Below are 25,594 nucleotides of genomic sequence, written 5' to 3'. Positions count from 1 at the left end.
GGCTCGCTCCCTCATTGGGTTTCGTCATATATGAAACTGATCTAACAGAGTTGCGTTAGATGCTATCGGGAGATAAGCGAATCCATTTAAGGCTTGCCTGCTTACGCGCATCCAATGCATTCGAAGAATATTTTCGATGCTGGTAATGCATATCGCGCTGCAAGCCGCACAACCCCTTGCTTAGCTCATACAGATATAAAAATGTGCATTTTTAGTATTTAAGCGAATGTAGCCAACCAGCCTACCTTCGGCTCCTCAGCGATCAAGGAGCCGCACCCATGAACCTTCCCTTCAAACGAATCCTCAGCCTGTTGGCCGTCCCTGCGCTTGCAGGCGTTCTCGCGCTCAATGCCCAAGCCGAAGAGCTCAAGGAAATCCGCATCGCCGTGCCCGACCTCAGCGCCGGTACGCAGCACAGCGGCGGCGGTATCGTCGATGTGCTGCGCGACCAGCAGATTTTCGAAAAGGCCTTTGCCGAGCAGGGCATCAAGATTCAGTGGAGTTTCTTCAAGGGCGCCGGGCCGGTGATCAATGAGGCGTTTGCCAACGGTCAGGTCGATCTGGCGTATCTGGGTGACCTTGCCGCGATCATCGGCAAGTCCAACGGTCTCGACACACGCCTGCTCAGCGCCACGGCGCGCGGGGTCAAGCAATACCTCGGCGTGGTGCCGGGCTCGGGGATCAAGGCCCTGCAGGATCTCAAGGGCAAGCGCGTGGCGATCTTCCGCGGTACGGCGACGCAGCTGTCGTTCGATGCGGCGCTGGCCAGTCAGGGCCTCAGCGAGAAGGACGTGAAGGTCATCAACCTGGATTTCAACGCCGCAGTCTCGGCACTCGCGGCCAGGCAGATCGATGCCTCGTGGGGCAGCTCCGCCCTGAGTGCCTTGCAAGCCAAAGGCCTTGCCGAGTTGCCGCTGAACACCAAGGACCTTGGCGGCGCCGGCAGCGTGCAGGCGGTTTTGCTGGGCAATGGCAAGTTCGTCGACACCCATCCTGAGGTCATCGCGAAGCTGCTCAAGGCGCAGCAGCAGGCGGTCGAGTGGCTGACTCAGGACAGCAACAAGGACGCCTATGTGCAGTTGGTGTCGGGGCTGGCGAGTTATCCGCCGGTGATTCTTGCTCAGGATCTGAAGGACCAGAATCTGAGCGAAATTTTCCCATCGACGCTGGATCCGGTGTTCTTGAGCGGTTTGCAGGAAAAGGTCGACCTGGCGGCGCAGCAGAAGCTGATTCGCAAACCGTTCAAGGTCAGCGATTGGGTGGCGCCTGGGCTCTCAGCCGCCAAGCTTTAGATCTCCAGCGTCTTCGCTGACCTCTTCGCGAGCAGGCTCGCTCCCACATTTGGATATGTGCACAGTTCCAGTGTGGGAGCGAGCCTGCTCGCGAAGGGGTTTCAGACAGCGACGCTAACGTCCTGCCGATCCACCGCCACCAGCGTCTCGATCATCGCCCTGGCCGCTGGCGACAGCCGGAACCCGGTACGGCTGACGATGCCGCAACGCGCGTTCATGCTTTCGAGGTTCTGCGGCAGGTTGCGCCAGTGCAACAACGCTAGCGAACCCTTGGCGACATCCTCGACAAACGCCTCTTGCGTACCGACGCCGATCGCATTGGATTGCAGCACCACTTTGACCAGCGCCGGAAAGTGCTCGGTCTCGATGGTCGGCGAGAAATCGATGCGCCCGCTGAGGTTCGCCAGCAGCTTGCGAATGCCCGGCGGGATCAGCGTGGCGGCCAGCGGGTAGTCGAACATGTCGTTGGTCGACAGGCTTTCCTTGGCCAGCAACGGATGCCCTGGCCGGCAGAAAAATACGCCGCGCTTGGGCGTCAGCGGTTGGGTCTGGAAATTCGGGTCGGACTCGAAATGACGAATGTCGGCGATGAAGAATTCGATCTCTTCGCGGCTCAGCGCACGGCTGAGTTTTTCCCAGTTATCCACCTGAAAACAGGTACGCACTTTCGGGTGCGCATTGATGAATTGCGCCACTGCATCCGGCACCAGTTTCACCGCCGGCGCCGGACCGCAGCCGAAGTGCACTTCACCGGCGTCGAGCTTGGTCATCTGCGTCACTTCGGCGCTGAGCAACGCCGCGCCCTGCACCAGGCTCAGGGCGTGTTGCAGCACTACCTGGCCTTCGGGAGTCGGGCGCAGATCCTTGTTGCCGCGATCGACCAGCACGCAGCCGAACTCCTGCTCCAGCCCCTGAATGCTGCGGCTGAACGCCGGTTGAGTGATGCCCATGGCGTCTGCCGCGCGGACAAAACTGCGGTGTTCGTTGAGGGCAATGAAGTAGCGCAACTGGCGAAGATCCATATGCTTTTCCGGCATCCTAAAAATAGCTCGAAGGCATTTGCGACGAGGGTTGCTTGAGGTTTTAAATGCAAGCTCTTATTCCGTCAACGAAGCATGTGAATATCTATTAGATGTAAATGGAATATAGATAGAGCGTTGTTTCGCTGCCGTCAAAACCGCAAGCAGTCGATGAGGGTCTTCCCATGAGCAATGCCGCACTCGCCGTAAAAGCCGTTTCTCACGCGTTGCAAATTCACCCTGTAGCCGGGCGTATCGGTGCCGAAATCCGCGGCGTGCACCTGTCCGGTGAGCTGGACGCCGCGACTGTCGAAGCGATTCAACAAGCGCTGGTCGAATACAAAGTGCTGTTCTTCCGCGAGCAGACGCAACTCGACGATCAGCGTCAGGAAGCCTTCGCCCATCTCCTCGGCGAACCGGTGGCGCACCCGACCGTGCCGTCGCGCGAAGGCACCCGTTATCTGCTCGAGCTGGACGGCGCCGAAGGTCAGCGCGCCAATTCCTGGCACACCGACGTGACGTTCGTCGACGCCTACCCGAAAGCCTCGATCCTGCGCTCGGTGGTCGCCCCGGCATACGGCGGCGATACGCTGTGGGCCAACACCGCGACGGCGTACAGCGGCTTGCCGGCCGAGCTGCGTGAACTCGCCGACAAACTCACCGCCGTGCATAGCAACGAGTACGACTATGCCGGGGCGAAGCCGGACGTCTCGGCGGAGAAGCTGGAGCGCTACCGTAAAGTTTTCACTTCGACGGTTTACGAGACCGAGCATCCGGTGGTGCGCGTGCACCCGATCAGCGGCGAAAAGAGCCTGCTGCTGGGGCATTTCGTCAAACGCATCAAAGGTTATTCGCAGGCGGACTCGGCGCACCTGTTCGGCTTGTTGCAAAGCCACGTGATCCGCCAGGAAAACACCGTGCGCTGGCGCTGGCAGGCCGGTGATGTGGCGATCTGGGACAACCGCTCGACGCAGCATTACGCGATTGATGATTACGGCACCCAGGATCGCGTGGTGCGTCGAGTGACGCTCAGGGGCGAGGTGCCGGTGGGGGTGAATGGGCAGCGCAGCCAGACCATCAAAGGCGCGGATATCGTCGGCGTCTGATCGGGCCTCTTCGCGAGCAGGCTCGCTCCCACAATGGGTTAGTGCCGGACACAACGGATGTGATCGACGCCAATCCCTGTGGGAGCGAGCCTGCTCGCGAAGAGCTTTCACCACACTCCGATCTGAACGATCTTCTCGCTTTCAGGCTCTCCATAACGAAACCGCTGCCCGCGCAAGTCGATCTCCTGATGGCTGATCGTCGTACGCCGCTTCAACCCCCGCACCCACTCAAACAGATACCCCGCGTGCTCCTCGCGCACCGCCGCACAAGCCGGATCTTCACCCAGATCGCGCAGCTCCTGCGGGTCATTCAACAGATCAAACAGCTGCGGTCGAAAGCCATCGTACGCCAGGTATTTCCAGCGCTCGCTGCGCACCATGGTCATGCGGCAACGGTCGATCGGCTGGGCCAATCGTTCCCGCGCCGGGGCCTGAAAGGCGTAGTCGTACTCGCTGATCGCATAACGGCGCCAATCGGGATTTTCCCCGTGCAGCAGCGGGATCAGTGAGCGCCCTTCGAGCCGGTGTTCCGCACCCGGTAATCCCAGCGCTTGAAGAAGCGTCGGCAACGCATCGATGGTCTCCGCGAGCCGAGCATCGACAGTGCCACGGGTGACGTCCGCCGCCGGCCGAGGGTCGCGCACGATCAACGGCACGCCCACTGCCTGCTCGAGCAAAAACTCCTTCTCGCCCAGCCAATGATCGCCAAGGAAGTCGCCGTGATCGCTGGTGAAAACGATCAACGTGTCATCCCAGCGCCCGACGCTCTGCAAAAAGTCGAACAACCGCCCCAACTGATCATCCACTTGCTTGATCAGCCCCATGTAGGTGGGGATTACATTCAATCGTACTGAGTCGCTGGAAAAGTTGAGGCTTTCCTCATGCTGGCGAAAGGCAGCATATACGGGGTGTTTGCTGGCTTCAGAGGGCGTCGCGCGGACCGGTTGAAGAACCGATTTCGTACTGTACAAGGCGTGGTATGGCGACGGTACGATGTAGGGCCAGTGCGGTTTGATGTACGAGAGGTGCAAACACCAGGCTTTTTCGCCTTGCTCAGCGATGAAGTCGATGGCGCGATTTGTAGTGTAGACAGTCTCGGAGTGTTGCTCGGGAATTCGTGCTGGCAAATTCGCATGACGCATTTTCCAGCCGCTGAGGATTTCACCGTGCTCGCCTTCGGCGGCGTTCGCCCAGTCGTGCCAGGGATTGCGGCCGTCGAAGCCGTGTTCGCGCAGATAGTGGGTGTAGGGCGCGGATTCGCGCTTGTCGTCGAATAAAGGATCGTCGGGGTAGATGCCGTCGTGGCGCAGGTACGGTTCGAATCCGACCTCGTTGAGCAACTCGGCTTGCGCGCTTTGCGGGTTGATCTCCAGGCGCTGCAAGGCGTCGACATTGGCCGTGGCGTGGGTCTTGCCGACCAGCGCGGTGCGGATGCCGTGAGGCCGCAGGTAATCGCCGATCGTCAGTTCATCCAGCGGCAAGGGCACGGCGTTCCAGGCCACTTGATGGCTGCTGACATAACGCCCGGTATAGGCCGACATCCGCGACGGGCCGCAGATCGTGCCTTGGGTGTAGGCACGGCTGAAACGAACGCCTTCGGCAGCGAGACGATCGATGTTCGGCGTGTGCAGATGCGGGTGGCCATAGCAGGACAGGTAATCGCGGCGCAGTTGATCGCACATGATGTACAGCACGTTGCGCACGGGGTTGGGAGGAGTGGACATGGGGTTCACCGGTCAGTGGGACAGGTGAGGGTTTTCGCTGTCGCGTGGGGTGTTCGGCAAGTGCATTTGGGGAATGGGGTTTATGCAGGGATTGCATCAGCCTCTTCGCGAGCAGGCTCGCTCCCACATTTGAAATGCGTAATTCTGTGGGAGCGAGCCTGCTCGCGAAGGGGCAGCTCAGACAGCAAAATTCTCCAGCGAGCACACCTCATCATCCACCGCATCGATCGCCTTGATCTGCTCGATCATCGCTTCGGCCAACGGTGACAGCCGATACCCGGCGCGGCTGACAATCCCATAGCGGGTGTACAGCTCCTCGAGATCATCGGCCAGGCCTTCGATCTTCAAGCAGACCAGCTCACCCTTGGCCAGATGCAGCGCATCGGAATACGCGCCGACAATCCCGATTGCCTCTGATCGCAACACCACACTCAACAGACTAGAGCCGTTTTCGCACTCCACATTCGGGGTGAAATCCGGGCGACCGCTGAGGTCGACGATGACCTTGCGCAGATTCGGCGGGCGGATGCTCACCGCCAGTGGATAACTCATCAACTGTTCGGCGGTGATTCGTTCAAACGCCGTCAATGGATGCCCGGCGCGGCAGCAGAAATGCCATTTGCGCGCCCGCAAGCGGTGGGTCTGGTAATCCGGATCCGCCTCGAACTGCCGGGTGTCGGCGACGAAGAATTCGAACTCTTCGCTGAGCAGGCGTTTGCTCAGGCTCTGCCAGTCATCGACCTGAAACTGCACCCGTGCTTTCGGGTAGCGGCCAATGAAGGCGCCGATTGCGCGCGGGATCAATCCGGCCGCCGGTGCCGGCCCGCAACCAAAGCGCAACTCCCCGGCTTCGAGGCCGTTGAACTGGCTGATCTCGTTGGCCATCTGCTGCGCACCGCTGACCAGTCGCCGCGCATGTTCGAGCAGGACCTGGCCCTGTTTGGTCGGCGGCAATTCCTTGCGCCCACGATCGACCAACTGGCAGCCGACGCTGTGTTCCAGCGCCTGAATGCTACGGCTGAATGCTGACTGCGACAGGTTCACCGCCTGCGCGCCAGCGACGAAGCTGCGTTGTTCAGCCAGAGCGATGAAGTGACGAAGTTGGCGCAAGTCGATATGCATTTTTCACATAAAAAATATCCGGGAAATGCATTGGATATGCATTAGGTCGACTCCTTATAAAGGCAATCTCTTATGCAGTAAATATTCGTAAATCCATAAATAAATAACTTAAAAGAATATGCAGCGCTGTAGATGTCTGTGTGTTTTTTGACCAGGAGCCGCGCCATGAGTCCGTTGAACCTTGCGTCCCCCCCATCACCCCGATGGCTCAAACGCCTGCCTTTGGCGCTTTTGCTGGCAGGCAGCGCCAGTTGGACTCACGGTTATGCCGCCGAATCGGAAGCCCCGGCGCCGGTCCCGGCAGGCACAGCGGCGGCCAATGGTTCGCAGCTGGAAACGGTGACCGTCACCACCCGCCGTCGTGAAGAAAGCTCGCAAGATGTGCCGACGCCGATGAGTGTGGTCAGTGGGCAGAATCTGGAGACGCAACGGGTTTATCGGATTCAGGATCTGCAGCAACTGGTGCCCAGCGTCAACGTCGCCTACATGCATGCGCGCCAGTCCAGCGTGTCGATCCGTGGCCTGGGCAACAACCCGGCCAGTGATGGTCTGGAAGGCAGCGTAGGTCTGTACATCGACAACGTCTATCTGGGCCGTCCGGGGATGGCGGTGTTCGATCTGATGGACATCGAGCAGCTCGAAGTTCTGCGCGGTCCGCAGGGCACGCTGTTCGGCAAGAACACCACCGCCGGGGTCATCAACATCAGTACCCGCGCGCCAACGTTCACGCCTGAGCGCAGCATCGAAACTTCGGTCGGCGAGGACGGTTATTTCCAGACCAAGGGCACCATTTCCGGGCCGCTCAATGATCAGTTGGCCGGGCGCTTTTCTGCTTACCGCACGCGCAGTGACGGCGACATCAAGAACGAATACGACGGCCACGACCTCAACGGTGGCTCCCGCGAGGGCTTCCGCGCGCAGCTGTTGTTCAAGCCCAACGAAGATTTCAATCTGCGCTGGATCGGCGATTACAACGAAGAAGATTCCAGCGCCGGCACCCGCGTGCTGTACAACACCGGGCCGACCATCAACGGCGTCAATCTGTATGAATCGCGGGCCAGTGCGGCCGGGGCGACGCTGGTCAACGGCCGGCACCGCAAGGTCAATCTCGACAACGACCAGCACGTCACCGTGCATCAGGGCGGCACTTCGGTGGAGGCCAATTGGACGTTGCCGAGCGACTTCACCCTGACTTCGATCAGCTCGTACCGCTTCTGGAATTTCACCCCGCGCAATGACGACGGCCTCAACGTGCCGGCCAGTTACAACGCCGGCGTGTCGGTGGAAGACAAACAGTATTCACAGGAATTTCGCCTGGCCTCGCCCAAGGGCGAGTTCTTCGATTACGTGGTCGGTGCCTACTATTTCGGCTCGGACCTGGACAACAAATCCTTCGCCTACTACGGCCCGCAAGCGGACATCTGGAACGGCACGCCGGCCGGCGCCCTGGCCAACGTCACCAGCGTCGGCAAGGGGCATATCAGGACCGACAGTTTCGCCCTGTTTGCCCAAGGCACCTGGCACCTGAGCGAGCGCCTGGATTTCACCGCCGGGGTGCGTGGCACCTACGAAGAGAAAAACGCCTCGGTCAGCCGCAACGCGCCGCTCGGCGGTGTGGCGGTGGCGGGCGCGGCAGCCAATGCGCGCCGCGGGCGTGCCGGCGCCTACGATTCCGGAGACTTGAATCAGTACAGCTCCAGCCCCTCCGGACTGCTCAACCTGAGCTACCGCGTCACCGACGACGTGCTCGGTTACGCCACCCTTTCCCACGGCGAAAAATCCGGCGGGGTCAACCTCGCGGTCGGCTCTGCGCCCACCGCGGGTGCCGACTCGCTATTGATCGGCACCGAGCGAGCGAACAACGCCGAACTCGGTTTCAAAAGCACCTTGTGGGATCACCGCCTGCAACTCAACGCCAACGTGTTCTGGACCCAGGTCAACGCCTACCAGACCAACGCCTATGACGCCGCCAACCGCGTGCAATACCTGACCAACGCCGGCTCGGTACGCTCACGCGGCATCGAGTTCGAAAGCACCGTGGTGCCGCTGCGTGGCCTGACGCTGAATTTCAACGGCTCGTACAACGATGTCAGCTACCTGTCCTACAAGGATGCGCCGTGCCCGCCGGAAGTCAGCCAGGCCCCGGGTGCACCGGCCTCCTGCGACCTCAGCGGCCATCAAGTGGTCGGCGCGTCGAAATGGATCGGCAACGCCAACGGCGAATACAAATGGAATCTGGCTAACGGCTTCGAACCCTACGTCACCGGCAGCTATGCGTTCCGCTCCAAAGCGGTGGGCACGGTCGAGGACTCCGACTACGGGCAGATCCCCAGCTACGCGGTGGTCAACTTCTCCACCGGCCTGCGCGGCGATTTCAATCAAGGCCAGTGGGACGTCTCGCTGTGGCTGAAAAACGCTTTCGACAAGACCTACTACACGACCCTCTGGACCGGCGGCAACGGCGGCTATGAGGGCCTGCTCGGCACGCCACGGACCCTCGGCGTTACCGGTCGCTACGACTTCTGATTTGCCTTCAAGGAGCTGCACCATGTTGCCCATCAAAAGCGCTATACCCCTGCTGTTATCCGGCGCAGTCCTGAGCAGCGGCGCCTTCGCCGCGCCCAGCGTGTACCCGACTGGCGTCACCCGTTATGACCCGGACAAGGCGTTCAACCAGTACGTGATCTTCAGCGGTGCCGACAAACAGACGCACCTGATCGACATGAACGGCAACGAAGTGAAGACCTGGCCGCAGGCAGGTTTCCCGTCTGCGATCATCGACCCGCAACTGGTCGGCGGTAAACGCGGCCATGTGCTGCTGCAATTGAGTGACAAGGACCCCGGCAAGCTCGGCTCGGCGGGCAATGGTCTGGGCAACCAGAGCGTCGGCGAACTCGACTGGGACGGCAAAGTCGTCTGGCAGTGGGGCGACAAAGCGCCGGGTGGAGCGGCGCAGCAGCATCACGATCAGCGCCGCTTGAGCAATGGCAACACCGTGGTGCTGGCGAACAAGGTGCACAAGGTCAAAGGCTTCAAGTCGCCGGAAGTCATCGATGATGTGATCTACGAAGTCAGCCCCGACGGCGCGGTGAAATGGCAGTGGCTGGCCTCGGATCATCTGAACGAATTCGGCTTTACTGCCGAGCAATTGAAACTGGTGCGCGCGAGTGACAATCCGGATTACCTGCACATCAACAACCTCAGTCTGGTCGGGCCGAACAAGTGGTTTGACGCCGGTGACAAGCGCTTCAGCCCGGACAATCTGTTGATCGATTCACGCAACGCCAACTTCATCGCCATCATCGACAAAAGCAGCGGCAAAGTGGTCTGGCGCCTCGGGCCGAATCTGCCGCTGATCAATCCGAAAACCGCGCAGAAACTACCGCGTCCGGTCGATCAGTTTGTCGGCCAGCACGATGCGCACATCATCCCTGCCGGGTTGCCTGGGGCCGGCAATCTGCTGGTGTTCGATAACCAGGGTTCGGCGGGCTATCCCAACGTCACCCTTGGCTTGATCTCCGGCTCGCGGGTGCTGGAAATCGACCCGCAGAAAAATCAAATCGTCTGGCAGTACAGCGCCGCCAATTCGAAACAGCCGGGCTGGGCGTTCTACAGCTCGTTCATCAGCAGTGCGCGGCGGTTGCCCAATGGCAACACGTTGATCGACGAAGGCATGAACGGACGGTTTTTCCAGGTAACCGCCAGCGGTGAAAACGTCTGGGAGTACGTCAGCCCGTATTTGGGCAAGGCGCCGGGTGGGGACGCGATCAGCAATTGGGTGTATCGAGCGCTGCCGGTGAGCTACGACTGGGTGCCGGTCGGTACGCCACGGTCGGAGACGGCGGTAATCGCCCCCGCGATCGGCGTTCAGCAAGCCAATGCCAGTCGTTGAGAGGCGCTGGCGGATGCCGTGGGCGAATACTTTTCATGCCGCAAAAGCATGGGGTTTATCGCTGATCGCTGTAGCCCTTGTGGCGCGCGGCCTCGGTGGAAAAGGCCGATTTGTATATTCCATGCAGATCTATGCATAACTTTAAAGATTACTTTCGGTGATAAGCGTTCAGGCCCAATGATTGCCCCGTCGACTACGCCGTGGGGGCTTCACGAATGGCGGGTCGATCGCTTTGGCTAGTAGAACGAAAGAGACCGCAGGGAGTTGAACAATGGGCAATGTCCAGACCGCCGCCAGCGCAGGGGAATTGCTGTGGCGGCACACGCCGAGTGGCGAACTGGTCGATCTTGGCCGGCCGCATCGGGTGCCGTTGGGGCAGTTGCGTTTGCAGCGTGCACCCAAGGGCATTTTGAGCCGGCGCGAAACCCTTCTGCTCGGTGTGCTCGCGTTGGTCGTGCACGGCGCGGTGATTTATTGGGTCAGCCAGAAACCGACGCCGGTGCTGCCGGTGGTACCGCCGGAAATTCCGCCGATGACCATCGAGTTTTCGCGTCCGGCTCCGCCAGCGCCACCGGTTGTGGTGCCGCCACCACCGGCACCGGTGGTAGAACCGCCACCGCCAGTGGAGGACGAGTTGGCAGTGAAACCCCCTCCACCCAAGCCGATTGCCAAACCCAAACCGGTGGTCAAGGCGCCGCCCAAACCCGCGCCCAAACCGGTGGAGCAAGCGCCAGCTCCAGCGAAACCGGCGGCCCCGGTCGCCGCGCCAGCGCCTCCTGCGCCACCGGCACCGGCGCCTGTTACCCCGGCGTCAGCCAACGCTGCGTACCTGAAAAACCCGGCACCGGAATATCCGTCGCTGGCCCAGCGTCGCGGTTGGGAAGGCACGGTGTTGCTGCGGGTGCATGTGTTGGCCAGCGGCAAGCCGGGTGAGATCCAGATTGCCAAAAGCAGCGGCCGCCAGCAGCTCGACGACGCTGCGCTCAATGCCGTGAAGCGCTGGAGTTTCGTTCCGGCCAAGCAGGGTGATGTCGCTCAGGACGGCTGGGTCAGCGTGCCCATCGAATTCAAGATTCATTAAACCGAAACCAAATTCGCGCGAAATGTTTACACGAGGGAACACATCATGACGTTAATGGCTTCTCCACTGGAATCCATCGAAAGCGCGGTGATCTGGCTGCTGGTGGTTTTTTCCGTCGCCACCTGGGGCCTGGCTCTGCTCAAGGCTGTGCAGTTCGGCCGTCTGAAGGCGCAGGATCGGCGCTTTCATAAACGTTTCTGGGCGGCGTCGAGTCTGGATGCCGCCGCCGAGCTGAGCGAAACCCAGCCCGGCGCCGCAGCGCGAGTTGCGCAGGCCGGTTACGCGGCAATCCAGGTGGGCGAGGCGCCGCAGGCGAATGATTTGAGCCAGGCGATCAACCATCAGGATCGTCTCGAGCGCGCCCTGCGCCAGCAAATCGTGCGTGAACGGCGCTCGCTGGAAACCGGTCTGGCGGTGGTTGCAAGTATTGGCAGCACCTCGCCGTTCATTGGTCTGTTCGGCACGGTGTGGGGAATCATGGAGGCCTTGAAAGGCATCAGCGCCGCCGGTTCGGCGAGCCTGGAAACGGTGGCCGGCCCAATCGGTGCGGCGCTCGTTGCGACCGGCGTGGGTATCGCCGTCGCGGTGCCGGCGGTGCTGGTCTACAACTACTTTTTGCGCCGTCTGAAGTTGACCGCAGCGGATCTGGACGACTTCGCTCACGACTTCTACAGCCTGGCGCAGAAGAGTGCGTTCCGCGTACTGATTCACCCGACCGCGCACAAGGTGGCAACGCCGGGCAACGCGGCAAAAGTGAAGGAGGCGTCCTGATATGGCGTTCTCCACGCAAGACACGGATGAGGTGCTCAGCGAGATCAACGTGACGCCGCTGGTGGACGTGATGCTGGTGCTGCTGGTGGTGTTCATCGTTACCGCTCCACTGCTGACCAACGCGATACCGATCAACCTGCCGAAGACCGAAGCGGTGGCGCCGGTCGAGCAGAAGGACCCACTGGTGGTGAGCATCGACGGCGCCGGCAAGCTGTTTATCAACAAGGACGAGATTCAGCCCGACTTGCTCGAATTCAACCTCAAGTCGGCCAAGGCCAAGGACCCGGAAGTGCGCGTGCAATTGCAGGCCGATGACGGGGTGAACTACGGCGAAGTGGCGCGGGCCATGGCTTCGATCGAACGGGCAGGGATTACCAAGTTGTCGGTGATTACTGCGCGGTGACAGGTTTTTGCTTTTCCGGGGCCGTCTCCTTGGCAGGGTGCGGCCCTTTTTTTTGAGTTCGGTTTTGGAAAGCCCCTCACCCTAGCCCTCTCCCGGAGGGAGAGGGAACTGGCCGCGTTGTTTGGGTGCTATACACCGACATGAAAATTCCAGTCGAACTCAGGATTTGAACGGCATGAAGATCGGCTCCCTTTCCCCCTCGCCCCCTTGGGGGAGAGGGCTGGGGTGAGGGGGAAGAATCTCAAGCCGTACGTAAATTACATATTCGATACAGATATTAATAAATAGCTTCTTATTCCTTAACGAATATAACTCCTCTCCCTATACTCGACCCAGAACAGACACGACGCAGGAGAGCTTCCCCATGCGCAATGAATCAATCCGTTACCTGATTGTGCCGGGCTGGCAAGGATCGCCAGAAGATCATTGGCAAAGCCATTGGCAGAACAGCCTGCCGAACAGCGCGCGGGTCGAGCAGGCCGATTGGCTGACGCCGCGTCGTGAAGATTGGGTCGCGGCGCTGGCCGAAGCGATTGCTGCCGACAGCACGCCGGTGATCCTCATCGCTCATAGCCTGGGCTGCATCACCGTTGCCCATTGGGCGGCGACTGCGCCGCTGCAATACCTGCGTCAGGTGCGCGGGGCATTGCTGGTCGCGCCGGCCGATGTCGAGCGTCCTGCGTGCGCGCCGGCACTGCGCAACTTCGCTCCGATTCCGACGGATCTGTTGCCGTTCCCCAGCCAGGTCGTCAGCTCCGACAACGACGCCGCCGTCAGTGCGCCGCGCGCTTTGGAGCTGGCGCGCAATTGGGGTGCGGAGGCGGGGATTCTCGCCGGGGCCGGGCACATCAACGTCAAGTCCGGGCATCAGCGTTGGGAGCAGGGTTTTGCCTATCTCTATCGCCTGCAAAACCGCCTTGAACACCACGCCCGCCGTCGCGCCTGACCTTATTTTTCAACGCCCCCGTCGGCTGGCGGTTTTGGGCGGGAGCCTGCCATGAGTTTCGAAACCTTCGGTCAGCCCTTGCTGACCTTTCCCGATGCGGAAAAAAGCCCCCTGAGCATTCGCGCCAAGGCGCTGGTGTTTGTCGATCCGCGCTCGCGGCAATTGCGTGAAGAACTCGAACAACTGGCACCACGTTCGATCTCGGTGTTGATTCGCGGTGAGACCGGTACCGGTAAAGAGCTGCTCGCTCGTCACATTCACCGCGCGAGCGACCGCAGCGGCCTGTTCGTTTCGGTGAATTGCGGCGCGATCAGCCCGACCTACGCCGATGCCGAACTGTTCGGCTACGCCGCCGGCAGCTACAGCGGCGCGGCCAGCAGTCGCGCCGGCTGGTTCGGTTCGGCCAACGGCGGCACCTTGTATCTGGATGAAATCGGCGACCTGCCACTGCCGATCCAGATCAAGTTGCTCGCCGCGTTGGAAAACCACGAAGTCACCCGTGTCGGTGCGCATCAGCCGAGCCCGGTGGATGTGCGCCTGGTCGCCGCGACCAGTATCGATCTGGCCCAGGCGGTGGACGCCGGAAAATTCCACGAGCGGCTCTATCACTATCTCAGCGAGGGTCATCTGGAGCTGCCGGCGTTGCGCGCGCGCACCGGCGACATCCTCTCGCTGGCCGAGTATTTCCTCGGCATCTACAGCCAGCGTCTCGACCTGCCGGTGCCGCTGATCAGCGAAGCGGCGCAGCGTGTACTCGAACAACACAGCTGGCCGGGCAACACCCGCGAGCTGGAAAACGTCATTCACTTCGCTCTGCTGGTCAGTACAGGCGACGAGATTCTGCCGGAGCATCTGAACCTGCCCGAAGCGTCTGCGCCGCAGGTTCAGATCGAACGACTGGTGAGGCAGACCCACATCGGCGGTAGCAGTGCAGAACGTAAGGCATTGAAAGATTGGCTGATTCAGTTGAGCGAGACGGTTTAACCGTTTTCTCCAACATGAACAAAATGGAATATGAAGCTGAATAAACGTTATTGTCCGGGAATAAAAAATCCGGGTATTGTCCGCTCCACGCCAGCGATATCACTTCACTGGCACACGTATTAATGCCGTCGTCGATGACGACCGTGATTTTCGATAAGGACACTGCATGAAAAAGGTTCTGTTGTTTACCGCATTGGCGGCTGCGCTCACGGTTTCTTTCGCCAACGCCGGCGAGAAACTGGTGGTTGCCGCAACGCCGGTGCCACACGCTGAAATCCTCGAGCTGATCAAGCCGACCCTGGCCAAAGAAGGCGTGGATCTGGAAATCAAGGTCTTCACCGACTACGTGCAACCGAACGTACAGGTTGGCGAGAAGCGTCTGGACGCCAACTACTTCCAGACCCTGCCGTACCTGAACAGCTTCAACCAGGGCAAATACAAGGACGACAAATCCAAGTACCTGGTGACCGTGCAGGGTGTGCACGTTGAACCGTTCGGTGGTTACTCGAGCAAGTACAAGACCCTGGCTGAACTGCCGGACGGCGCGACCATCGCCATCCCCAACGAAGGCAGCAACAGCGGCCGTGCCCTGATCCTGCTGCAAAAGGCGGGTCTGATCGAACTGAAAGATCCGAAAAACGCTTTGGCAACGCCAAAAGACATCGCCAAGAACCCGCACAACTTCAAGTTCAAGGAACTGGAATCGGCTCTGCTGCCACGCGTTCTGAAAGAAGTTGATCTGGACATGATCAACACCAACTACGCCCTGGAAGCCAAGCTGAACCCGACCAAGGATGCGCTGGTGATCGAAGGTGCCGACTCGCCGTACGTGAACTTCCTGGTGGCCCGTGAGGACAACAAGAACAGCGACGCGATCCAGAAACTGGCCAAGGCCCTGACCAGCCCGGAAGTCAAAGCGTTCATCGAGAAGAAGTACAGCGGCGCGGTGTTGCCGGCGTTCTGATTTGACTTGAGTGAATCTGCTTCAGATGTAGAAACGCCGATGGCCTGTGATGGTCATCGGCGTTTTTGTGTGTGCGTTGAAAAGCCCCTCACCCTAACCCTCTCCCGGAGGGAGAGGGGACTGAATGGGGGATGCTGTAGAGGTCCGCCGACCTGATCGCGCGTCGCTGAATCCATAATCGACTCGGTCCTTCAGGTCGATGTACGACGAAAGACACTGCGGTCGGCCCCCTCTCCCTCCGGGAGAGGGCTGGGGTGAGGGGCTTTTGATTTACGCTGTGGTCTTCAACGCCCGGCGCAACGCCACCAACAATTTCACAATGTCCTGCGGATCCAGCCGCTGCGGCACTTTTACGTCCATGTCTTTCTTCCTTGTGGTGAATGGGCCGGAGAGTCTGGCCAAAAGCTGTGGCTCCTTGGAGGTCTTTCGTGAAAAAAAGATCCGTCCTACAGCGCAAAGAAAAATAGCCTTCTTATTCTTTCCCGGCAAACCCACAGGATAGTTTTTTGGGTGATATCAATATGCTTTAACGGTATTTAAATTCTTGTTTTTATACCTATAAAGTCAGTGCCTGCCGGACAGCCGCCCGCCGTCCATGGATTGCATTACCGCTGCTTACCGAGCGGCGTCAGGACGCTTCATGACTTTCGACTACGCCTTTATCCTCAGCACCCTGCCGGCCTTTCTCAAGGCCGTCGGTGTGACCCTGCAGGTCGGATTGATCGCGATCGGCACTTCGCTGCTGGTGGCGCTGCTCAATGCGACAATTCTGGTTTTTCGTACTCCGTACCTGCGCAAACTGGTCGGCCTCTATGTAGAGCTGGCGCGCAACACGCCGCTGCTGATCCAGCTGTTCTTCGTTTATTTCGCTCTGCCGGCGGTGGGGATTCAGGTTTCCGGTTTCACTGCGGCAATCATCACCATGACCTTCCTTGGCGGTGCCTACCTCACCGAAGTGCTGCGCGCCGGTGTCGATGCAATCCCCCAGGCGCAGCTGGAATCCGGGCGTTCGATTGGTCTGTCTCACGGGCAATTGCTGCGTTATGTGATCCTGCCGCAGGCGGGGATTCTCAGCTTGCCGTCGCTGTTCGCCAATTTCATTTTTCTGCTCAAGGAAACCACCGTGGTCTCGGCGGTGGCGGTGCCGGAAATCCTCTACACCACCAAGAGCTACATCGCGCTCTACTACAAAACCTACGAAATGCTCGCGGTGCTGACGCTGATCTGCGTGCTGCTGTTCCTGCCGCTGTCGCTGTTGCTCAGCCGCCTGGAAAGGAGGCTCCAGCATGGCCAGTTCGGGTCTTGAGCTGCTCTGGGTGTCGTTGCCACAACTGGCCAGAGGCGCCGGGCAGACTTTGTCGATCTCGTTTCTGAGCATCGCCATCAGCACGGTCGGCGGCGTGCTTTACGGCGTTTTGCGCACGTTGAACGTAACGTGGCTGAACGCGATTTTGCGCGTCTATCTGGAGCTGTTCCGGGCGATTCCGGTGCTGGTCTGGTTGTATCTGCTGTTCTTCGGTTTGCCGATTTTCTTCGGCCTGAGCCTGCCGAGCTTCTGGTGCGCGGTGCTGGTGCTGTCGCTGTGGGGCGCCAGCGAGGTCGGTGAAGTGGCGCGCGGGGCGCTGCATTCGTTACCGCGCGGGCAACGTGAAGCGGGGCTGTCGATTGGTCTGAACGCCGCGCAACTCTACGGCTACGTGTTGCTGCCGCAAGCGCTGAAACGCATGACGCCGCCGACCATCAACGTCTACACGCGGATTATCAAGACCAGCTCGCTAGCGGTGCTCATTGGCGTGGTCGATGTGATTAAGGTCGGCCAACAGATCATCGAGCGCACCTACGAATCAGTACTGATCTACGGCGCGCTGTTTCTGTTTTTCTTTTTCATCTGCTACCCGCTGTCGGCCGCTTCGCGCGTGCTGGAGCGGCGCTGGACGCAAGCATGAGCGCATTGATCGAGTTTCATGGCTTCAACAAATTCTATGGCGAACAGCAGGTGCTCAATGGCATCGATCTGCGGGTGCAGATTGGCGAGGTGATCGTCATCCTCGGCCCCAGCGGTTGCGGCAAAAGCACCTTGCTGCGTTGCCTCAATGGTCTGGAAGAGGCGCACAGCGGCAGCCTGAAATTCGTCGGCCGGGAGCTGCTGGACAAAGCCACTGACTGGCGCGAAATCCGTCAGCAGATCGGCATGGTCTTCCAGAGTTATCACCTGTTCCCGCACATGAGCGTGTTCGACAATCTGCTGCTCGGTCCGCTCAAGGTGCAGAAGCGTCAGCGCCGCGAAGCGCAACAGCAGGCCGAAGCCTTGCTTGAGCGTGTTGGCCTGCTGGACAAGCGCGATGCCTTTCCGCGTCAGCTCTCCGGCGGCCAGCAGCAACGCATCGCCATTGTTCGGTCGCTGTGCATGAACCCGCGGGTCATGCTCTTCGACGAAGTCACCGCCGCCCTCGACCCGGAAATGGTCAAGGAAGTGCTGCAAGTCATTCAGGGTCTGGCCCGCGAAGGCATGACCCTGTTGATCGTCACCCACGAAATGGCCTTCGCCCGCGCGGTGGCCGACCGCATCGTGTTCATGGATGCCGGGCGCATCCTCGAACAATCCCCGCCCGAGATTTTCTTTACGAACCCGCAAACCGCACGCGCGCAGCAGTTCCTGGAGAAGTTCTCCTTCGTTGCCACACTGCCAGAAACGAATCCGATAAAGGAACTGGAACCGCTATGAAAACTGCCGCTTTGTTAATGCCTCTGCTCAGCCTCGCCTTGCTCGCCGGTTGCGGTAAAACCGAAGAGCCGCCAAAGCCGAAAGTCGCCAGCGAAAGCACCGCGCCGGCCGGTTATCTGGACAAGATCAAGGCCCGCGACAAACTGATTGTCGGCGTCTTCACCGACAAGCCACCGTTCGGTTTCGTCGATGAGGCCGGACGCTACGTTGGCTTCGATACCGACATCGGTCGGCGCTTCGCCAAGGATCTGCTCGGCGATGAAAACAAGGTCGAGTTCGTCGCCGTCGAACCCGCGAGCCGCATTCCGTTTCTGCAAAGCGACAAGGTCGACCTGATCCTCGCCAACATGACCGTTACTCCGGAGCGCAAGGAAGCGGTGGAATTCACCAACCCGAACCTCAAGGTGGCCGTGCAGGCGCTGGTGCCGCAGGGCAGTTCGGTGAAGAAACTTGATGACCTGGCCACGCGCACCACGATTGTCACCACCGGCACCACCGCGGATATCTGGCTGACCAAGAACCACCCGGACTGGAAACTGCTCAAGTTCGAGAAAAACTCCGAATCGCTGCAAGCCTTGGCCAATGGCCGTGGCGATGCCTATGCGCAGGACAATCTGGTGTTGTTCAGCTGGGCCAAGCAGAACCCGGGCTATCGGGTGCTCGAAGAAAAGCTCGGAGCCGAAGCGCCAATTGCGCCAGCAGTGAAGAAGGGCAATCTCGAGTTGCGTGACTGGGTCAACAGCGAGCTGGCCAAATTGGGCGAGGAGAAATACCTGCTCAAGCTGTATGACCAATATGTGCGCAAGGAGCTGAGCGATGACACCCGGCCTGAGAGTGTGATTGTTGAAGGGGGCAAGTGGCAGGGCTAGTTATTGGATTCAGCGGTGACGCTTGAATCGCTTTCGCGAGCAGGCTCGCTCCCACATTCAACCGCGTACGATTGTGGGAGCGAGCCTGCTCGCGAATTCTTAAGGCACCCCTCAATCCGGCCAGTGCCACGCCGGCTCATCCAGCACCCGCTGGCCGACAATCCCGGTCTGCCCCAGCGTCTTCTCCAGCACGATGCAATTGCACTGCGGATCTTCCTGCAATGCCGAGATCAATCGCCGTGCATGGGACACCACCCACACCTGACACTGCTCCGAAGCGCGGATGATCAGTCGCGCCAGCGCCGGCAGCAGGTCCGGGTGCAGGCTGGTTTCCGGTTCGTTGAGCACCATCAGCGATGGCGGTCGCGGGGTCAGCAACGCCGCGATCAACAGCAGATAGCGCAAGGTCCCGTCCGACAATTCCGCCGCCGACAACGGCCGCAGCAAGCCTTCCTGATAAAACTCGATAGCGAAACGGCCACCGGCCAGCGGTTCAATGGTCAGCCGCGCCCCGGGAAATGCATCGCTGATCGCCGCGCTTAATGCCTGCGGGTCGCCGATTTCGATAATCGTCTGCAAGGCTGCCGCCAGGTCGCGACCGTCGTGGTGCAGCACCGGCGTACGCGTGCCCAGTTGTGGCTGGCGTGCGGGCGCATCGGCATCGCTGCGAAAGTGATCATAGAAACGCCAGCGGCGGATGAACTCGCGCATCTGGAACACCTCCGGCGAGCTGCGCAGGCTGCCGACCTGATCGAACAGACTGTCGAAGTTCGGCGTGTGTTGTGCCACCACATCCCAGGAACGGCCCTCGCGGGCGCGGATCATCGGACCGTTGCGATCGACCAGCAGGCTCGCCGGGCGAAACACCGGGCCGGCCCAGATGCATTCACGTTTGATTTCCGGATCCAGAGCAAAAAACGAACGGGTCGGGGTGGGCAGGCCCAAGGCTATCGAGTAGCTGAAATCTTCCCCGGCAAACCCCAGTCGCAAACGCACCGGCGCCTTCCACACAGTGCCTTCGATGGCCACCTCACCCTTGTGCATGCGCCGGCTGATGGTTTCCGGCCCGGCCCAGAAAGTCGATTCCAGCCCACCCTCACGCGCCAGCGCATTGACCACGCCGCCCTGGGCGGTTTCCGCCAGCAGGCGCAGGGCGCGGTAAAGATTGGACTTGCCGCTGCCGTTGGGCCCGGTAATCAGGTTCAGGCGCCCGAGCGGAATCACCAGTTTGTTGATCGAGCGGTAATTGGCCACGGCCAGGGTATTAAGCATGGAATTCCTTCTCTGCGGGCGGCCCTTGTAGGAGCTGCCGAAGGCTGCGATCTTTTGATCTTGAAAAAGCAAAGATCGCAGCCTTCGGCAGCTCCTACATGGAAATGTCAGGATCGTGCGAGCGAACGTTGAACCCTGTTCTAAGCTCACAGTCGTATCGTCACTTGCACGTTCGTACACAGGAAGGAGTCTGCATGGCAAGTCCCGGAATGAAAACAGCAGTCATGCTGAGTCTGTTCACTTTGCTCAGCGCTTGCGGCGACAAGAAACCTGCTCAGGAATATCTGCCACGGGTCTTTGTGCAAGAAGTCGAACCGGCCAACTACGCCGCAGCGGTGACCCTCACCGGTGATGTGCAGGCGCGGGTGCAGACACAGCTGTCATTCCGCGTCGGCGGCAAAATCATCCAGCGCATGGTCGATGTCGGCGACCGTGTCAGCGCCAAGCAGGTGCTGGCCAGACTCGATCCGAAAGATCTGCAGACCAACGTCGATTCCGCTCGGGCCCAAGTCGTCGCCGAACAGGCCCGCGTGAAGCAGGCAGCAGCGGCGTTCGTCCGTCAGCAGAAACTCCTGCCCAAGGGCTACACCAGTCAGAGCGAATACGATTCGGCGCAAGCGGCGCTGCGCAGCAGCCAGAGCGCATTGAGCGCGGCGCAAGCGCAGTTGGCCAACGCCACGGACCAGCTCAGCTACACCTCGCTGATCGCCGATGCTCCGGGCGTGATCACCGAGCGCCAGGCCGAAGTCGGCCAGGTAGTGCAGGCCACCGCGCCGATTTTCAGTCTTGCCCGCGATGGCGACCGCGACGCGGTGTTCAATGTCTACGAGTCGCTGCTGGCCGAGCGGCCGTCCGATCGCTCGATCGTGGTCAGCCTGCTCGACAACCCCGAGATCAAGACCACCGGCACCGTGCGCGAAATCACCCCTTCGGTGTCGGCGCAATCGGGCACCGTACAGGTCAAGGTCAGCCTCGACAAACTGCCGCCGGGCATGCAGCTCGGTTCAGTGGTCAGTGCCACCGCCAAAGGCACCGGCAAATCGGCGGTGGAGCTGCCCTGGTCGGCGCTGACGAAAAACATCAGCGACCCGGCGGTGTGGCTGGTCGATGACAAGGGCGAAGCGCAGTTGCATACGGTCACGGTCGGTCGTTACCTGACCGGCAAAGTGATCATCAGCGAAGGCCTCAAGGGCGGCGAGAAAGTCATTGTCGCCGGCGGCCAGTTGCTGCACCCCGGCATGAAAGTCGAGATTGCCGAAAACACCTACAAGGATCTGCAACCGGGAGCGCAGCCATGAAGCGTCTCGGCCTGTTGTGCATGGCGCTGCTGCTGGGCGCCTGCTCGGAAAAGGAAAAACCACCGGAACCGGTACGCCCGGTGCTGTCGGTCACGGTCAAAGCGCTGAACGAAGAAAGCCTCGGGCGCTTTGCCGGGAGCATTCAGGCGCGCTACGAGAGCAACACCGGTTTCCGCGTCGGCGGCCGGATCGCCCGGCGTAACGTCGATGTCGGCGCCGAGGTGCAGAAGGGCACTTTGCTCGCCACCCTCGACCCGTCCGACCAGCAGAATCAGTTGCGTTCGGCCCAAGGCGATCTGGCGAGAATCCAGGCGCAACTGATCAACGCCCAGGCCAACGCACGCCGTCAGCAAGCGCTGTTCGATCGCGGCGTCGGTGCCCAGGCGCAACTGGACGTCGCCAACACCGACCTGAAAACCACCCAGGCCTCGCTCGATCAGGCGCGTGCGGCGGTCAGCCAGAGCAAGGATCAATTGAGCTACACCGAGCTGCGCTCCGATCACAAAGCCGTGGTCACCGCGTGGAACGCCGAAGCCGGGCAAGTGGTAACTGCCGGGCAACAAGTGGTGACGCTGGCCCAACCGGACATCAAAGAAGCGGTAATCGATCTGCCCGATACGCTGGTCGATCAGTTGCCCAGCGACGTGGTGTTCTCGGTGGCCGCGCAACTCGACCCGAGCATCAACACCACAGCGATCATCCGCGAGATCGAGCCCCAGGCACAAAGCGCTACGCGCACTCGTCGCGCCCGTCTGACGTTGTCGGATACGCCGGACGGTTTCCGCCTCGGCACCGCGATCAGCGTAACCCTCAGTTCGGCAATCAAACCACGCATCGAACTGCCGCTCACTGCCTTGCAGGAAGTCGATGGCAAAACCCGCATCTGGGTGATCGATACGCAAAACAAAACCGTCAACCCGCGTGAGGTCAGCGTGGTCAGCCGTGGCGACCACAGCGTAGTGCTCGCTGGCGGCGTGCAAAACGGCGAGCGCGTGGTCAGCGCCGGCGTCCACAGTCTCAAACCCGGACAATCGGTAAAACTTGACGAGGACAGTCAATGAAAGGCTCTTTCAACCTCTCCGAATGGGCCCTCAAGCACCAGTCTTTCGTGTGGTACCTGATGTTCGTCGGGTTGCTGATGGGTGTTTTCTCCTACTTCAATCTGGGCCGCGAGGAAGACCCGTCGTTCACCATCAAGACCATGGTGATCCAGACCAAATGGCCGGGCGCGACCCAGGAAGAAACCCTCAAGCAGGTGACCGACCGCATCGAGAAAAAACTCGAAGAGCTCGATTCCCTCGACTACGTGAAAAGCTACACACGCCCCGGCGAATCGACGGTGTACGTGTACCTGCGCGACACCACCAGTGCCAAGGACATCCCGGAAATCTGGTACCAGGTGCGCAAGAAGATCGACGACATTCGCGGCCAGTTCCCCCAAGGCATTCAGGGCCCGGGCTTCAACGATGAATTCGGTGATGTGTATGGCTCGGTCTACGCCTTCACCGCCGACGGCCTGACCATGCGCCAGTTGCGCGATTACGTGGAACAGGCACGTGCCGAAATCCGCAACGTGCCGGGGCTGGGCAAGATCGAAATGGTCGGCCAGCAGGACGAGACGATTTACCTGAATTTCTCCACGCGCAAACTCGCAGCGCTGGGTATCGACCAGCGCCAGGTTGTGCAGAGCCTGCAATCGCAGAACGCGGTAACACCGGCCGGGGTGATCGAGGCGGGGCCGGAGCGGATCTCCGTGCGCACCTCGGGCCAGTTCGAGTCGGAGAAAGATCTGGCCGAGGTCAACCTCAAGCTCAACGATCGCTTCTATCGTCTGGCCGATATCGCCGAAATCAGCCGTGGTTACGTCGACCCGGCGACACCGCAATTCCGCTTCGACGGCAAACCGGCGATCGGCCTGGCGATTGCCATGCAGAAGGGCGGCAACGTGCAGGAGTTCGGCAAAGCGCTGCACGAGCGCATCGACCAGCTCACCGCCGACTTGCCGGTTGGCGTTGGCGTGCACACGGTTTCCGATCAGGCTGTGGTGGTGGAAGAGGCCGTTGGCGGTTTCACCAGCGCCCTGTTCGAAGCGGTCATCATCGTGCTGGTGGTGAGTTTCATCAGCCTCGGCGTGCGCGCCGGTCTGGTGGTGGCCTGCTCGATTCCGCTGGTGCTGGCGATGGTCTTTGTGTTCATGGAATACAGCGGCATCACAATGCAGCGGATTTCCCTCGGCGCGCTGATCATCGCCCTCGGTCTGCTGGTGGACGACGCGATGATCACCGTGGAGATGATGGTCACGCGCCTGGAGATGGGCGAGAGCAAGGAGCAGGCGGCGACGTTCGCCTACACCTCGACGGCCTTCCCGATGCTCACCGGTACGCTGGTGACCGTCGCCGGTTTCGTGCCTATCGGCCTCAACGCCAGCTCTGCCGGTGAATATACCTTCACGCTGTTCGCGGTGATTGCGGTGGCGATGATCGTCTCGTGGGTAGTGGCGGTGTTCTTCGCGCCGGTGATTGGCGTGCACATCCTCAGCGACAAGGTGAAGGCCCATGATGCCGAGCCGGGTCGCGTGGGCCGGGCCTTCAACGGCGGTCTGTTGTGGGCCATGCGCAATCGCTGGTGGGCGATCGGCGTCACCGTGCTGTTGTTCGTGCTGGCGGTGTTCTGCATGCGTTTCGTGCAGAACCAGTTTTTCCCGGCTTCGGATCGCCCGGAAATACTCGTCGACCTGAACCTGCCGCAAAACGCCTCGATCGATGAAACCCGCAAAGCGGTGGACAAGCTCGAAGCAACGCTCAAGGGCGATCCGGACATCGTGCGCTGGAGCACTTACATCGGTCAGGGCGCGATCCGTTTCTACCTGCCCCTCGATCAGCAATTGCAGAACCCGTACTACGCGCAACTGGTGATCGTCAGCAAGGATTTCGAAGCCCGCGAGGCCCTCAGCCAGCGCTTGCGCGAGCGCCTGCACAAAGACTTCGTCGGCATCGGCAGCTACGTGCAGGCCCTGGAAATGGGCCCTCCAGTGGGGCGTCCGATCCAGTATCGAGTCAGCGGCAAGGACGTCGATCAGGTGCGCAAACACGCCATCGATCTGGCCACCGAACTGGACAAGAACCCGCACATCGGCGAGATCATTTACGACTGGAACGAACCGGGCAAAGTCCTGCGCATCGACATCGCCCAAGACAAGGCGCGGCAACTCGGGCTGTCATCCGAAGACGTCGCCAACCTGATGAACAGTATCGTCAGCGGCTCGCCATTGACCCAGGTCGATGACGATATCTACCTGATCAACGTGGTCGGTCGCGCGGTGGACTCCGAGCGCGGTACCCCGGAAACCCTGCAGAACCTGCAGATCGTCACGCCGAGCGGCACCTCGATTCCGCTGCTGGCGTTCGCCACCGTGCGCTATGAGCTGGAGCAGCCGCTGGTGTGGCGTCGTGACCGCTTGCCGACCATTACCATCAAGGCCTCGGTGCGCGACGAGATTCAGCCGACCGATCTGGTGAAACTGCTCAAGCCGTCGATCGACGCTTTTGCCTCGAAACTGCCGGTCGGCTACAAGGTCGCCACCGGCGGTACGGTCGAGGAAAGCGGCAAGGCCCAGGGGCCGATTGCCAAGGTGCTGCCGCTGATGCTGTTTCTGATGGCGACGTTCCTGATGATCCAGTTGCACAGCGTGCAGAAGATGTTCCTGGTCGCCAGTGTCGCGCCGCTGGGGCTGATCGGCGTAGTGCTGGCGCTAGTGCCGACCGGTACGCCGATGGGCTTTGTGGCGATCCTCGGGATTCTCGCGCTGATCGGCATCATCATCCGCAACTCGGTGATTCTGGTGACGCAGATCGATGAGTTCGAGCAGAAAGGCTATGCACCGTGGGACGCGGTCGTGGAAGCGACCGAACACCGGCGCCGACCAATCCTGCTGACCGCGGCGGCGGCGAGCATGGGCATGATCCCGATTGCCCGGGAAGTGTTCTGGGGGCCGATGGCCTACGCGATGATTGGCGGGATTGTCGTGGCGACGCTACTGACGCTGCTGTTCCTGCCGGCGCTGTATGTGGCCTGGTACAAGATTCGCGAGCCACAGAAGGATGAGAAGCCGGCGCAGTGAGACAGC

Annotated in this window: 21 protein-coding genes; 17 read left to right on the top strand and 4 right to left on the bottom strand. The window is 60.6% G+C overall.

What is annotated here, in order from left to right; translation table 11 throughout:
* Positions 1 to 278 precede the first annotated feature (278 nt).
* Positions 279 to 1,292 (top strand): ABC transporter substrate-binding protein, encoded by a 1,014-nt coding sequence (locus tag GXB78_RS02290; protein ID WP_329513981.1) that lies wholly within the window; start codon positions 279 to 281, stop codon positions 1,290 to 1,292.
* A 101-nt stretch (positions 1,293 to 1,393) separates the two neighbouring features.
* Here GXB78_RS02290 and GXB78_RS02285 read toward each other — a convergent pair whose 3' ends face one another.
* Positions 1,394 to 2,314, bottom strand: a complete 921-nt coding sequence (locus GXB78_RS02285; protein ID WP_329513980.1) for a LysR family transcriptional regulator — start codon at positions 2,312 to 2,314, stop codon at positions 1,394 to 1,396.
* A gap of 182 nt (positions 2,315 to 2,496) precedes the next feature.
* Here GXB78_RS02285 and GXB78_RS02280 point away from each other — a divergent pair, with 182 nt between their 5' ends.
* A complete protein-coding gene (locus GXB78_RS02280) occupies positions 2,497 to 3,417 on the top strand; it encodes a TauD/TfdA dioxygenase family protein (protein WP_329513979.1) in 921 nt (306 codons plus the stop codon).
* 107 nt (positions 3,418 to 3,524) lie between these two features.
* Here the strand turns inward: GXB78_RS02280 and GXB78_RS02275 are convergent, their stop codons facing one another.
* Positions 3,525 to 5,141 carry an alkaline phosphatase family protein gene (locus tag GXB78_RS02275; RefSeq protein WP_329513978.1) on the bottom strand — a complete coding sequence of 539 codons (1,617 nt, stop codon included), beginning with the start codon at positions 5,139 to 5,141 and terminating at the stop codon, positions 3,525 to 3,527.
* A 177-nt stretch (positions 5,142 to 5,318) separates the two neighbouring features.
* Positions 5,319 to 6,263, bottom strand: coding sequence for a LysR family transcriptional regulator (locus tag GXB78_RS02270; RefSeq protein WP_329513977.1), 945 nt, complete (start codon positions 6,261 to 6,263; stop codon positions 5,319 to 5,321).
* A 165-nt stretch (positions 6,264 to 6,428) separates the two neighbouring features.
* Here GXB78_RS02270 and GXB78_RS02265 point away from each other — a divergent pair, with 165 nt between their 5' ends.
* The 12 genes from GXB78_RS02265 to GXB78_RS02210 all read left to right on the top strand — a co-directional run bounded on the left by GXB78_RS02265 (position 6,429) and on the right by GXB78_RS02210 (position 18,898).
* A complete protein-coding gene (locus GXB78_RS02265) occupies positions 6,429 to 8,789 on the top strand; it encodes a TonB-dependent receptor (RefSeq protein WP_329513976.1) in 2,361 nt (786 codons plus the stop codon).
* A gap of 22 nt (positions 8,790 to 8,811) precedes the next feature.
* Entirely contained in the window at positions 8,812 to 10,155 is a 1,344-nt protein-coding gene (locus GXB78_RS02260; protein ID WP_329513975.1) for an aryl-sulfate sulfotransferase, read from the top strand.
* 271 nt (positions 10,156 to 10,426) lie between these two features.
* Positions 10,427 to 11,236, top strand: a complete 810-nt coding sequence (locus tag GXB78_RS02255; protein ID WP_329513974.1) for an energy transducer TonB — start codon at positions 10,427 to 10,429, stop codon at positions 11,234 to 11,236.
* 45 nt (positions 11,237 to 11,281) lie between these two features.
* Positions 11,282 to 12,007 (top strand): MotA/TolQ/ExbB proton channel family protein, encoded by a 726-nt coding sequence (locus GXB78_RS02250; protein WP_329513973.1) that lies wholly within the window; start codon positions 11,282 to 11,284, stop codon positions 12,005 to 12,007.
* A 1-nt stretch (position 12,008) separates the two neighbouring features.
* Complete coding sequence (locus tag GXB78_RS02245) at positions 12,009 to 12,410, top strand: ExbD/TolR family protein (RefSeq protein WP_007972930.1); 402 nt, start codon at positions 12,009 to 12,011, stop codon at positions 12,408 to 12,410.
* 364 nt (positions 12,411 to 12,774) lie between these two features.
* Positions 12,775 to 13,356 carry an alpha/beta hydrolase gene (locus GXB78_RS02240; protein WP_007918704.1) on the top strand — a complete coding sequence of 194 codons (582 nt, stop codon included), beginning with the start codon at positions 12,775 to 12,777 and terminating at the stop codon, positions 13,354 to 13,356.
* 51 nt (positions 13,357 to 13,407) lie between these two features.
* On the top strand, positions 13,408 to 14,340 hold the full coding sequence (locus tag GXB78_RS02235) for a sigma 54-interacting transcriptional regulator (protein ID WP_329513972.1): 933 nt from the start codon (positions 13,408 to 13,410) through the stop codon (positions 14,338 to 14,340).
* Between the two features lie 166 nt (positions 14,341 to 14,506).
* Positions 14,507 to 15,304 carry a MetQ/NlpA family ABC transporter substrate-binding protein gene (locus GXB78_RS02230; protein ID WP_329513971.1) on the top strand — a complete coding sequence of 266 codons (798 nt, stop codon included), beginning with the start codon at positions 14,507 to 14,509 and terminating at the stop codon, positions 15,302 to 15,304.
* 640 nt (positions 15,305 to 15,944) lie between these two features.
* Positions 15,945 to 16,610, top strand: a complete 666-nt coding sequence (locus GXB78_RS02225) for an amino acid ABC transporter permease (RefSeq protein WP_329513970.1) — start codon at positions 15,945 to 15,947, stop codon at positions 16,608 to 16,610.
* Positions 16,591 to 17,250: an amino acid ABC transporter permease gene (locus tag GXB78_RS02220; RefSeq protein WP_329513969.1), complete on the top strand. Its 660-nt coding sequence runs from the start codon at positions 16,591 to 16,593 to the stop codon at positions 17,248 to 17,250. Before GXB78_RS02225 ends, GXB78_RS02220 begins: the two co-directional genes overlap by 20 nt.
* A complete protein-coding gene (locus GXB78_RS02215) occupies positions 17,247 to 18,029 on the top strand; it encodes an amino acid ABC transporter ATP-binding protein (protein ID WP_329513968.1) in 783 nt (260 codons plus the stop codon). Before GXB78_RS02220 ends, GXB78_RS02215 begins: the two co-directional genes overlap by 4 nt.
* Positions 18,026 to 18,898: a transporter substrate-binding domain-containing protein gene (locus GXB78_RS02210; RefSeq protein WP_329513967.1), complete on the top strand. Its 873-nt coding sequence runs from the start codon at positions 18,026 to 18,028 to the stop codon at positions 18,896 to 18,898. The genes GXB78_RS02215 and GXB78_RS02210 overlap by 4 nt, the downstream gene beginning before the upstream one ends.
* Before the next feature lie 111 nt (positions 18,899 to 19,009).
* Here the strand turns inward: GXB78_RS02210 and GXB78_RS02205 are convergent, their stop codons facing one another.
* Positions 19,010 to 20,170: an AAA family ATPase gene (locus tag GXB78_RS02205; protein ID WP_329513966.1), complete on the bottom strand. Its 1,161-nt coding sequence runs from the start codon at positions 20,168 to 20,170 to the stop codon at positions 19,010 to 19,012.
* A gap of 194 nt (positions 20,171 to 20,364) precedes the next feature.
* Here GXB78_RS02205 and GXB78_RS02200 point away from each other — a divergent pair, with 194 nt between their 5' ends.
* From GXB78_RS02200 to GXB78_RS02190, 3 genes are read left to right on the top strand one after another with little or no spacing between them, the layout of a single operon-like run.
* Positions 20,365 to 21,468, top strand: coding sequence for an efflux RND transporter periplasmic adaptor subunit (locus GXB78_RS02200; RefSeq protein ID WP_329513965.1), 1,104 nt, complete (start codon positions 20,365 to 20,367; stop codon positions 21,466 to 21,468).
* Complete coding sequence (locus GXB78_RS02195) at positions 21,465 to 22,529, top strand: efflux RND transporter periplasmic adaptor subunit (protein WP_329513964.1); 1,065 nt, start codon at positions 21,465 to 21,467, stop codon at positions 22,527 to 22,529. Before GXB78_RS02200 ends, GXB78_RS02195 begins: the two co-directional genes overlap by 4 nt.
* Positions 22,526 to 25,588, top strand: a complete 3,063-nt coding sequence (locus GXB78_RS02190; RefSeq protein WP_329513963.1) for an efflux RND transporter permease subunit — start codon at positions 22,526 to 22,528, stop codon at positions 25,586 to 25,588. The genes GXB78_RS02195 and GXB78_RS02190 overlap by 4 nt, the downstream gene beginning before the upstream one ends.
* The last annotated feature ends 6 nt before the right edge of the window (positions 25,589 to 25,594 follow it).

Origin of the sequence: Pseudomonas moraviensis subsp. stanleyae, from assembly GCF_036283065.1 — a bacterium.
Classification (GTDB): Bacteria; Pseudomonadota; Gammaproteobacteria; order Pseudomonadales; family Pseudomonadaceae; genus Aquipseudomonas; species Aquipseudomonas stanleyae.
The sequence above is the reverse complement of the archived record's forward strand: the minus strand, read 5'-3'. Positions and strand labels throughout refer to the sequence as shown.